The organism is Amycolatopsis sp. NPDC049253, from assembly GCF_040678995.1.
GTDB lineage: Bacteria > Actinomycetota > Actinomycetes > Mycobacteriales > Pseudonocardiaceae > Amycolatopsis.
This window is the reverse complement of record NZ_JBFAQX010000019.1, coordinates 13144-27531: the sequence shown is the minus strand read 5'-3', so window position 1 is coordinate 27531 and position 14388 is coordinate 13144. Positions and strand designations below refer to the sequence as shown.

Annotated in this window: 16 protein-coding genes; 7 read left to right on the top strand and 9 right to left on the bottom strand. The window is 70.7% G+C overall.

Going from position 1 to position 14388, the window contains the following annotated elements:
• The first annotated feature begins 211 nt into the window (after positions 1 to 211).
• Together AB0K15_RS32835 and AB0K15_RS32830 are read left to right on the top strand one after the other, a co-directional pair.
• On the top strand, positions 212 to 1978 hold the full coding sequence (locus AB0K15_RS32835) for a DEAD/DEAH box helicase (protein WP_364059261.1): 1767 nt from the start codon (positions 212 to 214) through the stop codon (positions 1976 to 1978).
• Between the two features lie 35 nt (positions 1979 to 2013).
• Complete coding sequence (locus AB0K15_RS32830) at positions 2014 to 3393, top strand: hypothetical protein (RefSeq protein ID WP_364059258.1); 1380 nt, start codon at positions 2014 to 2016, stop codon at positions 3391 to 3393.
• Here AB0K15_RS32830 and AB0K15_RS32825 read toward each other — a convergent pair.
• The 4 genes from AB0K15_RS32825 to AB0K15_RS32810 all read right to left on the bottom strand — a co-directional run bounded on the left by AB0K15_RS32825 (position 3332) and on the right by AB0K15_RS32810 (position 6459).
• Positions 3332 to 4099 carry a class I SAM-dependent methyltransferase gene (locus tag AB0K15_RS32825; protein ID WP_364059255.1) on the bottom strand — a complete coding sequence of 256 codons (768 nt, stop codon included), beginning with the start codon at positions 4097 to 4099 and terminating at the stop codon, positions 3332 to 3334. The genes AB0K15_RS32830 and AB0K15_RS32825 overlap by 62 nt on opposite strands.
• A 6-nt stretch (positions 4100 to 4105) precedes the next feature.
• Entirely contained in the window at positions 4106 to 4654 is a 549-nt protein-coding gene (locus AB0K15_RS32820; RefSeq protein WP_364059252.1) for a hypothetical protein, read from the bottom strand.
• 40 nt (positions 4655 to 4694) lie between these two features.
• Positions 4695 to 5555 carry a PD-(D/E)XK nuclease family protein gene (locus AB0K15_RS32815; protein WP_364059249.1) on the bottom strand — a complete coding sequence of 287 codons (861 nt, stop codon included), beginning with the start codon at positions 5553 to 5555 and terminating at the stop codon, positions 4695 to 4697.
• A 70-nt stretch (positions 5556 to 5625) separates the two neighbouring features.
• Positions 5626 to 6459 (bottom strand): NAD(P)H-binding protein, encoded by an 834-nt coding sequence (locus AB0K15_RS32810; protein WP_364059246.1) that lies wholly within the window; start codon positions 6457 to 6459, stop codon positions 5626 to 5628.
• A gap of 87 nt (positions 6460 to 6546) precedes the next feature.
• Here AB0K15_RS32810 and AB0K15_RS32805 point away from each other — a divergent pair, with 87 nt between their 5' ends.
• Positions 6547 to 6987, top strand: a complete 441-nt coding sequence (locus AB0K15_RS32805; protein ID WP_364059243.1) for a MarR family transcriptional regulator — start codon at positions 6547 to 6549, stop codon at positions 6985 to 6987.
• Here AB0K15_RS32805 and AB0K15_RS32800 read toward each other — a convergent pair.
• The 4 genes from AB0K15_RS32800 to AB0K15_RS32785 are packed head-to-tail and all read right to left on the bottom strand — an operon-like array spanning position 6968 to position 9271.
• Complete coding sequence (locus AB0K15_RS32800) at positions 6968 to 7597, bottom strand: MarC family protein (protein ID WP_364059240.1); 630 nt, start codon at positions 7595 to 7597, stop codon at positions 6968 to 6970. The genes AB0K15_RS32805 and AB0K15_RS32800 overlap by 20 nt on opposite strands.
• Position 7598: 1 nt before the next feature.
• Positions 7599 to 8471, bottom strand: a complete 873-nt coding sequence (locus AB0K15_RS32795; RefSeq protein ID WP_364059237.1) for a PHP domain-containing protein — start codon at positions 8469 to 8471, stop codon at positions 7599 to 7601.
• Positions 8472 to 8526: 55 nt separating this feature from the next.
• Positions 8527 to 9087 carry a PH domain-containing protein gene (locus tag AB0K15_RS32790; RefSeq protein WP_220246440.1) on the bottom strand — a complete coding sequence of 187 codons (561 nt, stop codon included), beginning with the start codon at positions 9085 to 9087 and terminating at the stop codon, positions 8527 to 8529.
• Between the two features lie 19 nt (positions 9088 to 9106).
• Positions 9107 to 9271: a hypothetical protein gene (locus AB0K15_RS32785; protein ID WP_285970301.1), complete on the bottom strand. Its 165-nt coding sequence runs from the start codon at positions 9269 to 9271 to the stop codon at positions 9107 to 9109.
• Positions 9272 to 9440: 169 nt separating this feature from the next.
• Between AB0K15_RS32785 and AB0K15_RS32780 the strand changes: the two genes are divergently transcribed.
• Complete coding sequence (locus AB0K15_RS32780) at positions 9441 to 9842, top strand: NUDIX domain-containing protein (RefSeq protein WP_364059233.1); 402 nt, start codon at positions 9441 to 9443, stop codon at positions 9840 to 9842.
• Between the two features lie 240 nt (positions 9843 to 10082).
• Here AB0K15_RS32780 and AB0K15_RS32775 read toward each other — a convergent pair whose 3' ends face one another.
• On the bottom strand, positions 10083 to 11198 hold the full coding sequence (locus AB0K15_RS32775; RefSeq protein ID WP_364059230.1) for a DUF2332 domain-containing protein: 1116 nt from the start codon (positions 11196 to 11198) through the stop codon (positions 10083 to 10085).
• A 347-nt stretch (positions 11199 to 11545) separates the two neighbouring features.
• On the opposite strand from AB0K15_RS32775, the gene corA reads away from it, so the two are divergent.
• From corA to AB0K15_RS32760, 3 genes are all read left to right on the top strand, one after another.
• Positions 11546 to 12634, top strand: a complete 1089-nt coding sequence (gene corA / locus AB0K15_RS32770) for a magnesium/cobalt transporter CorA (protein ID WP_364059227.1) — start codon at positions 11546 to 11548, stop codon at positions 12632 to 12634.
• Between the two features lie 194 nt (positions 12635 to 12828).
• On the top strand, positions 12829 to 13482 hold the full coding sequence (locus AB0K15_RS32765; protein ID WP_364059224.1) for a metallophosphoesterase: 654 nt from the start codon (positions 12829 to 12831) through the stop codon (positions 13480 to 13482).
• Positions 13479 to 14342, top strand: a complete 864-nt coding sequence (locus tag AB0K15_RS32760; protein ID WP_364059221.1) for a chromosome partitioning protein ParB — start codon at positions 13479 to 13481, stop codon at positions 14340 to 14342. Before AB0K15_RS32765 ends, AB0K15_RS32760 begins: the two co-directional genes overlap by 4 nt.
• Positions 14343 to 14388: the final 46 nt, after the last annotated feature.

Sequence of the window (14388 nt, the reverse complement as noted above, 5' to 3'; positions counted from 1 at the left end):
TTGAAAAACTCCTGACCAGGTACACTGCGGGGGAGATAAACAAGGCTTCCGCACGTCTTCTGGCTGCGGGAAACAGGCGGGCGACCGGCGCCACCAGGGCTGCCGGGGTTCGCCGCAATTGTGCGTGCACGCCTCCAGCGGCATTCCCGGGAGGGCGGCTGCGGCGCCGAGCGAGACTCCGGTGCCCGTCAGACCCCCGGTCGAGTGTCGAGTGACAACCGGCCTGTGCGCGCTGGTCACGAGAGAGGCGATCACCCTGACCGCAGAACAGTCCACAACCGAAGAAACCACCACCCCCGCGGTCGCGCTGGAGCACAGCGAATCCGGGCCGGCCGCGCTCGACACCTCGCACCCGCTCCAGGCGGGCGTCGAGGTCGAGCCGGAAGCGCCGACGTTCGCATCGTTCGGCGTGAAGCCGGAGATCGTCAAGGCGCTGAGTGAGGCCGGCATCGAGCGCACGTTCGCCATCCAGGCGCTCACGCTCCCGCTGGCCATGGCGGGCGACGACCTCATCGGCCAGGCCCGCACCGGCATGGGCAAGACGCTGGGCTTCGGCGTCCCGCTGCTGCACCGCGTGCAGGTGCCCGGCGACGGCACCCCGCAGGTGCTCGTCGTGGTCCCGACCCGCGAGCTGTGCATCCAGGTCGCCAACGACCTCAAGGGCGCCGGCAAGCACCTCGGCATCCGCACGCTGGCGATCTACGGCGGCCGGCCGTACGAGCCCCAGATCGAGGCGCTGCGCAAGGGCGTCGACGTCGTGATCGGCACCCCGGGCCGCCTGCTCGACCTGGCCGAGCAGCAGCACTTGGTGCTGGGCAAGGTCCGCGGGCTCGTGCTCGACGAGGCCGACGAGATGCTCGACCTGGGCTTCCTGCCCGACATCGAGCGCATCCTGCGGATGGTGCCGGACGAGCGGCAGACGATGCTGTTCTCCGCCACGATGCCGGGCCCGATCATCACGCTGGCGCGCACGTTCCTGCGCCAGCCCACGCACATCCGCGCCGAAGAGAACGACGCGAGCGCGATCCACGAGCGCACCACCCAGTTCGTCTACCGGGCGCACTCGATGGACAAGCCCGAGGTCATCGCCCGCATCCTGCAGGCCGAGGGCCGCGGGCTCACCATGATCTTCAGCCGCACCAAGCGCACCGCGCAGAAGGTGGCCGACGACCTGGTGGAGCGCGGGTTCGCCGCGGCCGCCGTCCACGGCGACCTGGGCCAGGGCGCCCGCGAGCAGGCGCTGCGCGCGTTCCGCTCGGGCAAGGTCGACGTGCTGGTGGCCACCGACGTCGCCGCGCGCGGCATCGACATCGACGACGTCACCCACGTCATCAACTACCAGTGCCCCGAGGACGAGAAGACCTACGTCCACCGCATCGGCCGCACCGGCCGCGCGGGGCGCACGGGTGTCGCGGTCACGCTCGTCGACTGGGACGAGATCCCCCGCTGGAAGCTGATCTCCGACACGCTGGGTCTGGACAAGCCGGAGCCGGTGGAGACGTACTCGTCGTCGCCGCACCTGTTCAGCGACCTCGGCATCCCGGAGGGCACCACCGGCCGGCTCCCGCTCGCGAAGCGGACCCGCGCCGGGCTGGCCGCCGAGGAGGAAGAAGACCTGGGCGGCAAGCGCCGTGGCCGTGGCGGCCGGGGCGCCGACGCCGAGGAGGCCGCGCCGCGCAAGCGCACGCGGGCTCCGCGCAAGCGCACCCGCGGTGGCGCGAAGGCGGCCGAGGCGATCGAGAAGGCGGACGCTGCTGCTTCGTCCGACTCCGCTGCGTCGGGTTCGGGTGAGGAGCGCACGCGCTCGCGTCGCCGCACCCGTGGTGGCGGTGGCGGGGAGTCGACCGGTCCCGCCGGTGCGGCCACCGCGTCGGCCTCGGCTTCGGGAGAAACCGGAGAAACGGGTGAGCGTCCGGCACGTCGGCGCCGTCGTCGCCGCCCCTCCGCGACGTCTGATACACCTGCGTCGGCAGACTGAGGGGACCAGCGGAGCCGACGGCGGGAGTCAGGTACGTGAGCGACCACGAGGACGGCGCACCGGACCAGTCTGAACCGGACGTTCCGGCTTTCGTCCCGCCTTCGGACTCCGGGGTGGTTTCGCGCCGCCCCATCGGCACTGAAGACGTTCTGCCCCCGTCGCCGGGCTCTGCGAGCACGGTGACGGGGCCTCCCGTTCGCGTGCGGCGCTCGCCGTGGAACCGTGGGCGGGACCGCGTGATCGCGGCGTTGATCGCCGTGGTCGTGGTGGCCGTGGCTCTGGTTGTCGCGTTGAACAGCGACAACCTGCACACGAGCCGCGCGCTCGCTTCGACGCCGCCGACGTTGCCGTCGGCCCCCGCGGCCGTACCGGGTTCGATGGCGCAGCTGTGGCAGGCGCCCAGCTCGGCCACGCCCGTGCCGATCGGCGAGGGCGACACCGTGACCACCGCCGACGGCGGCGAGGTCGCGGGCCGCGACCCGCTCACCGGGCAGATCCGCTGGCACTACACGCGCGAGAACCTGCAACTGTGCACTGTGGACACCGCGTGGGGCCGCGTGAACGCGGTGTACCACAAGGCCATGGGCTGCAGCGAAGTCACGCAGCTCGACCCCACCACGGGCGCGATCACGGCCCAGCGCAACGGCGACGCGGAGCTCGGCACCCAGCTCGTCAGCGACGGCAGCCACGTGACCACCACCGGCAAGCACCTGCTCGACACCTGGCGCGACGACCTCGTGAAGAGCATGGAATACGGCCAGGTCCCGTTCATGGTCAACCCGAACAAGCAGCCGCGCACGGGCTGCACCTACGGCACGGTCGCCGCGGCCGCCGATAAGGTCGGCGTGATCGAGCGCTGCCCCGGTGACCCCCACGACCGCCTCACCGTCTACAAGGCCACGGCCGAACAGGAGGACGAGCCGCAGGTCGTCTTCAGCAGCATCCTGGCCGGCTCGCGCGCCCGCGTGATCGCCATGTCGGGCGACTTCACGGCCGTGCTGCTGCCCGACCAGAAGCTCCTCGTCATCTACGGCCCGGACGGCAACGAGCGCTCCGCGTACCCCATGGACCTGCCGGCCAGTGACCTGGCGGGTGACCCCGCCGGCGGCGTCGAACAGACCACCCGCACCGACAGCGGCGTGTACTGGTTCACGGGCAGCAAGACCGTCGCTCTGTCCCGCGACGACCTCACCCCGCGCTGGACCCTCGACAGCACCCGCGGCCCCGGCATCACCTTCGCGCGCCAGCTCGTCGTTCCCATCAACGGCGGCCTTGCCGTGCTCAACGAATCCAACGGCTCCACGATCCGCACCGTCGGCGTCGACCGCGGCGGCTACAACGGCGTCGTGCGGCTCACGGCTTTGGGGCCGGTGCTGCTTGAGCAGCGCGGCCCTGTGGTGGCCGCACTGCGCTAGCGACGGTGACGATCTCGCGGCTCCGCTCCGTCAGGGGGCCGCGTTCCCAGTCCCCGAACCGCTCCTCGACGGCGAATCCCGCCGCGGTGAGGAACTCGTCCAGCTCGGCCGGGCCGAGGAACCTCAGCGACGCACGGTCCACGCGCAGCACGGTGCCTTCGGGGTCCGCGGCGGTCTCGCTGAAGCTGACGACATCACCGACGACCGACTCGACCTCGTGCCACAGGCGCAACGGGCGCGGCCGCGAGACGGTGACGGGATGAGCGGGAGTCCAGTCCTCCCAAGCCTTTGCCCGCGGGTGGCGCGTCTCGAACGCGAACCGCCCGCCGGGCCGTAGCGCGCGGCGGATGGCGGCGAGGGAGTCGCGCAGGTCGTCGTCGGCGGTGAGGCACTGGAACGCGTGGCCGGTCATCGTGACGAGGTCGAACTCCGCCTCCGAGCTGAGCGCCGCGGCGGTTCCTTCCCACCACTCGACGTCCGTGCGCCGCCGGGCCCTGGCGAGCGCCGCGCGGTCGGGATCGAGACCGACGAGCCGGCCTCGATGGCCTCGGTCGCGAGCGTGGTGCAGCATCCCGCCGGTGCCACAGCCGACGTCGAGGACGTTCCGCGCGCTCTCGACGAGGGCGCCGTAGAAGTGGTCCGCGGGGAAGTCGCCCCAGTGGTTGAGGACGTCGTACAGCTCCGCCGCTTCGTCGTCAGACAGCACGGGGCGTCAGGCCCACCAGAACACCGTGAGCGCCACGAAGGCGACCACCAGCACTCCGAGGCCCGCCAGGCCGGCGGCGCGGCCGTAGCGCCGATCCGCGACCCGCTGCAGCACCAACGCGACCACCGCGGCGACGGGGTGTCCTACCAGCAGCAGCACGCTCGGCCCGGGCGCCCCGGTGGCGAGGCAGACCACGGCGACACCCAGCACCCCCACTGCCAGCACGGCCAGCCCCGCGGCGATCGACCCGGTGAACCCGCGCCACCACCGTCCGCGCGGCTTCCCCGTTCCCTCGGCCTCGATCCGCTGTGGCGCCGCGACAGGCGCGTGCTCGGCCGCGTGCGTCGTCGTGGCCGGGTCGGGCTCGGCGTCAACGGCCGGCGACTCGGCGACCGACGCTTCCGGAAGAGCTTCCGGACCCGCACCGTGCTCGTCAACCTCGGTCGAGGCGGCGTGGGCGGCGTCCGGCACCTCGGCGTCACGGGCAGCACCAGCGGCGACGTCCGCCGCGGCCACGGGGGCGGTGGTCAGTTCCTCGGTCTCGGGTGAGGCCACGGTGGGGATCCGTCCAATCGTCGGCTCGAAGGGAGGGCGGTCAGGGCGCCAGGAGGTCCCACGGCTGGGCCGCGGGCGCGGCCTGCTGGCCTTCCGCGCAGCTCGGGCGGAAGTCGCACCAGGAGCAGCGGCGGTCGGGGCGGGCGGGGAACAGGGCGTCGCCGTCGGCGCCCGCGTCGAGGGTATCCGTGGCCAGGCGCAAGTCGCCCGCGGTTTCCTCGGCGCGTTGGAGGTGGCGGCGGAGCGAGTCGGGGGTGTGTTCGGCCGCGGCGATCGTGCCGGTGGGGAGGTGGTGGAGCTCGACCTTGGTGCAGGGCATGCGAAGTGTGCGCGACGAAGCCACCGCGTACATGGCCAACGCCTGCGAAGCGCGGGCCTCGTACTCGTCGGGGGCGCGCCGGCCCGTCTTGTAGTCCACGATCACCAGTTCGCCGCCGCGCTGGTCGATGCGGTCGGCGCGGCCCTCGATGATCATCGTGGGCTGCCCGCCCGTGGTGCTGACCGGCGCGGACACCCAGCGCTCGAGGCCGATCGGGTCTTCGGTGACGTCGTGGTCCTCCACGTACTCCCCGACCCAGCCCTTGGCCCGCGCCCGGTACCGCGCGGCCTGCTCGGCGTCCTCGAACCCGGCGTCCTTCCAGTACTCGCCCACGAGCGCCATCGCGCGCTGCGCGGTGCGCTTGGCCGCGGGCAGGTCGAACAACGCCCGCAACGCGTTGTGCACCACCGCGCCCAGCGTGCTGTGCGCCCACGGGCCGGTGCGTTGCGGCGTGGGCCGCTGCAGGTAACTCAGGCGGTAACGGCGCGGGCAGTCCTCGAACGTGCTCAGCCGCGCCGGCGACACCTTCGTGAGCCGCTGCGGCTGCTCGACGCCGAAATCGAACCCCAGCTGTTCCTTCACACGACCCCCGTTCGGTTTCGGCGCCCACGCTACGCACCACCACCGACACTTTCCGGCGCGGGGGCGGCTCTCAACCGAACGCCGCCGCATTGCGCTCACACCACGCGGCGAACGTCCGCGGCTCACGCCCCAGCAGCCGCGAAACCGTGTCGGTGCGCGAACCTTCGACGTCGGCGCGCATGAGCGCCGCGGTCTCCAGCAACGCCTCGGCGAGGGCCGGCGGCGCGCCCGCGGGGAAACGCGACCGCACGATCTCCTCCGGCGAAGCAGGCTCCCGCACTTCGATCGAGCGCCCCAGCGCCCTGGACAGAATCGCCACCTGCTCCGCCACCGTCATCAGCTCGCCACCGTCCAGCACATACGCGGCGCCCTCGTGCCCGTCCGAGGTCAGCACCCGAGCCGCCACCGCCGCTATGTCCGCCGTGTCGATCGGCGCGAACCGGCCGGGCCCCAAGGCGTCCAGCACGTAGCCCGCGCGGACGGCTTCCCGCCACTCCAACGCGTTCAGCATGAACCCGCCCGGCCGCAGGATCGTGAACGGGATCCCCGACGCCCGCACGAGCTCCTCGCGCTCGTGGTGCCACCGGCCCATCATCGGCATCGGATGGCCGAGCACGTTGCTCGATGACAGGTGCACGACGTGCCGTACGCCGGCCTCGCGTGCCGCCGCGAGAGCGTTGGCCACGCCGGAAGTGCCCAGCCCGGGTGTCAGCAGGAAGAACCGCTCCACCCCCGCGAACACCGCCGGCAGCGTCGACGGGTCTTCCAGGTCCCCGGCGACGACCTCCGCGCGCAGGTCCGCCGCGCGAGCGGGATCGCGGGTGAGTGCACGGACGTCCGTCCCTGCCAGCTCGCGGACGAGATCACGACCGATGTTTCCGGTGGCTCCGGTGACCAGTAGCATGAGTTCTCCAAGTCGTTTGCCAGCTAATGGCTTCCCGAGAAACGTTAGCCGGGAAATGATTAGCCGTCAATCGATTGAAGAGGCGTGATGCCGGAGTTCCTCGACCTGTTCAGCAAGACGCACAAAACGGTCCGCGCGCTTTCCGACGCGGCGATGCGCGCCCACGGCCTGCACGAGGGCCAGAACGTGCTGCTCGCCGCGCTCTGGGCTCACGACGGAGCCACGCCCGGCGAGATCGCCGCGCAGGTGCGGGTCACCACGCCCACCGTCGTGAAGATGGCTACACGGATGACCGCCGCCGGCCTGCTCACGCGCCGCCGCGACGAGAAGGACAACCGGTTGGTACGGCTGTGGCTCACCGACGCCGGGCGCGCGTTGCAGGAGCCGGTGGAGGCCGAGCGGCATGAGCTGGAAACCAAGCTCACGGCCGGCTTCAGCGACGCCGAGCGAGAGCGGCTGCTGACCCTGCTCGGCCGGGTCCACGCCGCGGCGAGCGACCTGTCCGAGCCTAGAAGTTCCCGGCGATGAAGCCCTTCACGGAGTTCGCCACCAGCTCCACGGCGATCGCCGCCAGCAGCAGACCCGCGATCTTCGCGACGAGTGTGATGCCGCTTTCCTTGATCAGCCGGATGACCACACCCGAGAAGCGCATGCACGTGTAGATCACGAAGTGCACGGCGACGATCGCGCACCCCAGCGCGATGTAGGCGCCGAGGTGGCCGTCGGCCTGGCGGACGAACACGATCGTCGCCGCGATGGCGCCCGGGCCGGCGAGCAGCGGCGTACCGAGCGGCACGAGGGCGACGTTCACGTCGTCGGCCGCCTCCGGTTCGGTGCCGCCCTTGCCCGTGAGCAGCTGCAGCGCGATGAGCAGGAGCAGCAGGCCGCCGGCGCCCTGCAGCGCGGGGATGCCGATGCCGAGGTAGGCGAGGATCGCCTGCCCGGCCACAGCGAACAGCGTGATGACCAGCAGCGACACCAGCACGGCCTGGCGCGCCGCCTTCACGCGCGTGGCCATCGGCTTGCGGCCGACCAGGCTCAGGAACACCGGCACCGTGCCCGGCGGGTCCATGATCACGATGAGCGTGATGGTGGCGCTGATGAACAGCTTCGCGTCGAAGAACTGCGCGACGCCCATCTCAGCCCTTCACGATCTGCGACCCGGTGGCCCGTGCGACGAGCTGCTCGAACTGACCGGGGTCGGTCGTCTCCTGGCCGAGGCCGATCGTCTTGTTCGTGCCGTGGTAGTCGCTCGACCCGGTGCGGATGAGCCCCAGCTCGTCGGCCAGCTCGCGCGTGCGGACGCGCGTGGCCGGCTCGTGGTTGGGGTGGTCCACCTCGACGCCGGTCAGGCCGCGGCGGGCGAGGTCACGCAGGGTGTCCTCGCTGATCGTCGCGCCGCGGCTGTAGGCGAACGGGTGCGCGATCACCGTGACGCCGCCCGCGGCGACGATCATGTCGATCGCCTCTTCGACAGGGGTGTCGTGGCGCGGCACGTAGTAGCCGCGGCGGCTGCCGAGGTACTCCGCGAAGGCCTCGTCGACGCTTGACACCAGCCCGGCGCGCACGAGCGCCTGAGCGAGGTGCGGCCGGCCGGCCGGCGAGTCGGCGGGCAGCAGGCCCATGATCTCGTCGGCGTCGACGGGGAGGCCGTCGGCGGCCATGCGGGCCGCCATCGCACGTAGCCGCGTCCGGCGTTCGGCCCGCAGGCGCGTCTGCTCGGCGACCAGCGCGGGCGCGGTCGGGTCGAAGAGGTACGCGAGCAGGTGCACGCTGATCCGCCAGCCCGTTTCCGGGTCGACGGACACGGTGGACAGCTCGGCGCCGGGGACGAGAGTCAGCCCGGGCGGGACGGCCTCCGCCGCCGGCGCCCAGCCGGCGGTGGTGTCGTGGTCGGTGATCGCGACCACATCGAGGCCGGCCCGGACGGCGGCTTCAACGAGCCCGGCAGGGCTGTCGGTGCCGTCTGAGGCCGTGGAGTGGGCGTGCAGGTCGATGCGCATCGTGACCATTCTCGACGATGCGCTGCGTCACAGCGACGCCGGTACCTGGGACAACGCCCGCCGGTCAGCCGACGGGCTTCTTGCCCCTCGCGGCACGCTGCGCCTTGATCATGGAGAAGCGCTCGGCCTGCTTCTGCTTGTCGCCGAACACGAGCTCCGAGATCGTGTCGTAGAACTCCTCGGGCCGCGGCAGGTAGTCGATGCGGTTCAGCGCCTGGATCTGGCCGGCGGACTCGACGACCATCGTCCCGTAACCGAGCACCCGGCCCCAGCCGGGCCGCTCGTAGGTGAGGTCGGTGACCTTCGTGATGGGCATCATCAGCACCTTCGTGGTGATGACGCCCTTGGTCAGCACGAACCGCTTGTCCGTGACGACGAGGCGCTCGACCCACCACTGGACCACCGCGTAGGCGAACCGCAGCACGACCAGCAGCGCGACGTACCAGAGGATGTTCTGCACCACCCACAACGACGGTGGCAGCAGGTACGAGACCAGCACGCAGACGGCGAGCAGCGCCGCCGCCTCGAACGTGTCCCAGAGCAGCACTGCCCAGTGGCGGCGGATGCGGATGACCCGCCGCTCGGTGTCGAGCAGGTACTCGTCGGGGTCGCGTGGCGCGAACATGTCTCGAGGTTATCCCCCGTCAGCCGTTGAAGACGTTGCTGACGAACGAGACCACCGATTCGGCCGAGCTACGGAGGAAGTCGACGATGTTGCCGACGAGACCCGCCGCCTGGTTCGGCTGAGCGATCACGAAGAACAGCACCAACGCGATACCCACGAGACCCGCAAGCTTCTTCGCGTTCACAGCGATCAATCCCGTCTCTAAACGTGGCACCGGAAAACTGACTTTCTACGTTGTACCGCACCAACCACCCACGCGGCAGGAAAGTCCCGCGCATGGGTCAGCAGGCCGTCCGAAGTGTACCGTATGGCTACTCTCCGTGTACAGCGTGACGAATCTAGGGTTGACACTCATGGACACCCGAGTGCCCTGCGTGGGCGGCATCGTCTTCGACGACCTGGGCAGACTGCTGCTCATCCAGCGCGGTCACGATCCGGGCAAGGGCCTCTGGTCGCTGCCCGGCGGCCGCGTCGAACAGGGCGAAACGGACACCGAAGCCGTCGTCCGCGAGCTGCGCGAAGAGACCGGACTCGACGTGACACCGCACACATTCGTGGGCATGGTCGCCCGCGGTCCTTACGACATCCGGGACTACGAGTGCACCGTCGCGGCCGGCACCCTCACCGCCGGCGACGACGCCGAGGACGCCCGCTGGGTCGACTCGGCCGAACTGGTGGACCTGGACACCTCGGGCCTGCTCGTGGACTTGCTTTTCATCACGCTGCGTGACTGGGGTGCGTTGCCGCGAGCCTGATTCCGTCGGTGCAATTGCGCGGCACGGCGATTGCTTGCGCGAATGTTCGTGGTTTTCGCACGCCGGTGAATGGCGTTATCGCCACACCGACCGCCGGGTGAGCACGGTAAATGCGGGTTGAGCAATTCCGCATCAATGCCCGTGCATATGAAGACGCAAGCGCGCAGTCCGCGAGTGTGACTGATGGGGTGAATGTGACACAGGTTACACAGCGTGCAGCCGGTGCACCTGCGCCGGCGGTCAGGCCGGCAGCCAGGTCATGCGCTGGCCGTGCGGCGACGTCCGGGCCAACGTGCGGACGACCGGCTTCCCGTCCGACCATGTGACCAGGCCGAGTACGCCGGCGTCCGACGGGTCCGGTGCCAGGGCGTCCAGGTCGGCGCGGTCGGGCAGCAGCAGCTTGAGGCCCGCTTCGTAGAAGCCCTGCGTGACCCACCACAGGGGGCGCGTGGCCGCGAGCGCGGCCAGCTCGGCCACGAAGTCGGCCCGGCGGTCACCGAAATAGGCCAGCGCGTGGCTGGTCAGGACCACCAAGGGCAGCTCGGCCGGCAGCGTCGCCGCGGCCGCGGCCAGGTCGTCCACGCCGTCGCCGGCGATCAGGGGCGGGACGTGCTTGCGCTGTTCCGCGGCGGCCGTCCGCAGCAGGCGGATGCGGTCCGGCTGGTCGGCCCAGACACAGGCCTCCAGCCAGGCCAGCTCGTCCTCGTCGGCAAGGTCGACGGGCGCACGGTCCAGACCTGCGCGCGCGGCGATGGAGACCTTCTTCGGCAGCTTCGGCAGCACGGCGCCGGGCGCGAGGTCCAGTGCGCAGTGCAGGCCGACGGCGGCCTTGGCGGGGCCGGCGACGAGCTGTTCGCCGCCGTCGCACTGGTAGCGGTAGGAGAAGCGGTCGAGGCCGAGCAGCAGGCCCGCGCTGCAGCCGACCTCGAGCAGGGCGATCTTGCCGCCCGCTTCCTTCGCGGCCGCCGCGACCGCGGGGTACACCAGCGACGCGCGGCGGACCTCGTTGGTCTGGGTGTAGCGCGTCGAAATCAGTTCGCGGGCCTTGTCCGCGCGCTCCAGCAGGAACGTGCGGAACAGGGGCCAGGTCTCGTTGTCCACGCCGTCGAAACCGCCCAGCGACGGGTAGTAGCGCGACAGCGGGTGGATCGGGTCGGCCTGGATGAGGCGGTGGGCCGTGGCCAGCAGCAGGGTGCCGCGCGCTTCGCCGCCGCGGGCGTCGGTGAGCAGGCCGGCGACGTCGTCGTCCTCGGCCGCCTGCGTGGCGAGGTGGTCGTACAGCGGCGAGACCCCGCGCGCCTCGACCTCGGCGAACGTTCGCAACCGCCGCTTGATCTCTTCCAGGGCGATGGCCACCCGCGCTCCTCCTCGAACAACTCCGTACCGGGGTAACGCCGCCTGAGCCACTTGCGACACTCACCGGTGGTGAGGAGTACCCTCGACCATTGGTGTTCGTGCGTCAACGCGAGCCCCACCACTCTCCGCGTCTCACGATCGCGCCGGCCCGAAGGAGGTGAGGAACGCCCCATGAGTAGTGGCGATAGTCCGCTCCCTAGTAGTCCCAGCGTTCCCGCCCAGCCGGCCGGCCGATCTTTCTCCTGGTAGGTCCGGCGAACAGGGAACGCCGGTGATGCCGGACGGACGCTGAAGTCCGCCTGGCCGTCGTCTTCGTGTTCCACCACGACGCCAGCCCAGGAGATCCCATGCCTGCCATCCCCTCCCTCGGAGGCCTTCGCGGTCGCGGCGGCAGCCGCACCAAGCCGATGCTCGAGCGGCCTATCCCCGTGCCCTTGTCGGCGTACGTCGTCGACTGCGCGGTGTACGTCGACGGCGCTCGCTTGCCCGGCCGCTGGACGCATTCCGAGGCCATCAAAGAGGTGCGCAAGCGGCACGCGGGGTTCGTCTGGATCGGACTGCACGAACCGGACGGAGAGCAGATCCAGGGCATCGCCGACACGTTCGGGCTCCACGAGCTGGCCGTGGAAGACGCGCTGGAAGCCCACCAGCGCCCGAAGCTCGAGCGCTACGACGACACGCTCTTCCTGGTGCTCAAGACCGTCCGCTACGTGGAGCACGAGTCGCCGACCACGGCCAACGAGATCGTCGAGACCGGCGAGCTCATGGTGTTCCTCGGCCGCGACTTCGTGATCACCGTGCGCCACGGCAACCACTCCGGTCTCGCCCGGCTGCGCCGCGACATGGACGACGACCAGGAGCGCCTGAGCCTCGGCCCGGCCGCGGTGGTCCACGCCATCGCCGACCACGTGGTGGACCACTACCTCGAGGTCTCGAGCCGCATCGAGTCCGACATCGACGAGATCGAGGCACAGGTGTTCGCGCCGCGCTCGCTGGTGAGCGCGGAGCAGATCTACCTGATGAAGCGGGAAGTGCTGGAGCTGCGCCGCGCCGTGCTGCCGCTCGCCACGCCCGTCTCGCGCCTGGCCGAGGGCTACACGCGGCTGGTGCCCGACGAGGTGCGCTCGTACTTCCGCGACGTCGCCGACCACCTCGTGACCGTGTCCGAGCGCGTGGCCGCGTTCGACGAGCTGCTGAGCACCCTGGTCGACGCCACCGTCGCGAAGATCTCGCTGCAGCAGAACACCGACATGCGCAAGATCACCGCGTGGGCCGCGATCATCACCGTGCCCACGATGGGCGCGGGGATCTACGGCATGAACTTCGACTACATGCCCGAGCTGCACTGGAAGTTCGGCTACCCGATCGCGGTCACGGTGATCTTCGCGATCTGCCTGCTCCTGTACCGAATATTCCGGAAGAACGGCTGGCTCTAGGCCGCCACGCGGTCCCCGTTCCTTCACCCGGTAGCGCTACAGGAGCACCCCCATGCCTCGTTTGCTGACCAACCTCAAGTTCTGGGCCCTGGCCCTCGGGATCGTCTGGATCCTCGGCATCGTCACCGTGATCACCCTCAACCCGGGTTTCTCTCACGGCATGAAGTGACGCCACCAGGCCTTACCCTGGGCGCATGCCCAAAGCGCTGGTGGTGGCCGACGAGGTCGACGAGCGGTTGTGGACCGGTTCGGTCCGCTCGCTCGACGTCGACCTCGTGGTCGCCGCCGGCGATCTGCCGTACGACTACCTCGAGTTCCTCGCCGGCGCGCTCGACGTGCCGTGCGTGTTCGTGCCGGGCAACCACGATCCCGACCTGAGCGGCTACACCCGCTACGGCGGACTGTCCATGAAGGACGGTTTCCCGACCGAATGGCCCGGCCCCGCGGGCGGCATCAACGCGGACGGGAGCGTGGTCGACGTCGCCGGCCTCCGGTTCGCCGGGCTCGGCGGCTCGATCCGGTACAACGACGGCCCGAACCAGTGGACGCAACGCCAGCAGTCACGCCGGGCCCGCCGGCTCGAGCGGCGCGCGAAGTGGCGCCGCCGCCGCGACGGGCGCGAGGTCGACGTGCTGCTCACCCACTCCCCTCCGCTGCACCTCGGGGACCGCGAAGACCCGCCACACCGCGGTTTCGCCTGCCTGCACCGCACGATCGCCACGCTGCGGCCCCGCTGGCTGCTGCACGGCCACATCCACCCGCACGGCGAACCGGTGCCCGACCGCGTGGTCGGCACCACCCGCGTGCGCAACGTGGTGGGCCACCGGATCATGGAGTTCCCGCGATGACCAGACCCACGGGTTTCCCGCGCGCCGACGCCGAACACGACTTCCTGCGCGCCCGCCGCGGCCAGGTCCTTTCGCGACTGTCCACGTGGCTGCGCCGCGAGCCCGACGACGTGAACATCATGCTGCCGTTCCACGAAGTCGTGGACGCGCTCGGTTACGCCGGCGAGTCACGCATCGGGCTGCGGGTGATCACCTTGGACTCGATCGTGGGCACGGTGGACCGCAGCCGCGACTTCGACCGCCGCTTTCGCCCAACGTCCGGGCGCGTGCGCGAACGCTGGGAACGGCTCGCACTCGCGGCCCGCCGCGGGGAGGCGATCCCGCCGATCGAGGTGTACCGGGTGGGCGAGCTGCACTTCATCATCGACGGCCACCACCGCGTGTCCGTCGCCCACGCGCAGGGTTTGTCCACAATAGAGGCCCAAGTCACGGTGGTGCGCACGAAGCTCAACCCCGCCGGTATCCGCTATCGCGGCGACCTGATCGTGAAGGATTACCGGCGGCTGTTCCTCGAACGCGTGCCGCTGACCGGCCACGCACGGGCGTCGGTGATCATGTCGGACCCGTGGGACTACGCCCAGCTCGGCGAGCACGTGGAAGCGTGGGGCTTCCGGCTGATGCAGGACGAAGGCCGCTTCGCCGACCGCGCCAAGCTCGCGCAGCGCTGGTTCGACGAGGAGTTCACCCCCGTCACCGGCATGCTGCGCCAAGCCGACCTGGTCGGCGACCGCACCGATGCCGAGGCCTACCTCTGGGTCGCCGCCGAGCGTTACCGGCTCATCCGCACGCACCGCTGGGACGACGACGTGATCGAGGCACTGCGCTCCCGTCGCCACTCACCCTTGTCAGGACGTCCCTGACGCCACTAGTGTCAGGGACGTCCTGACACGCTCCTGGGGGAGGTCG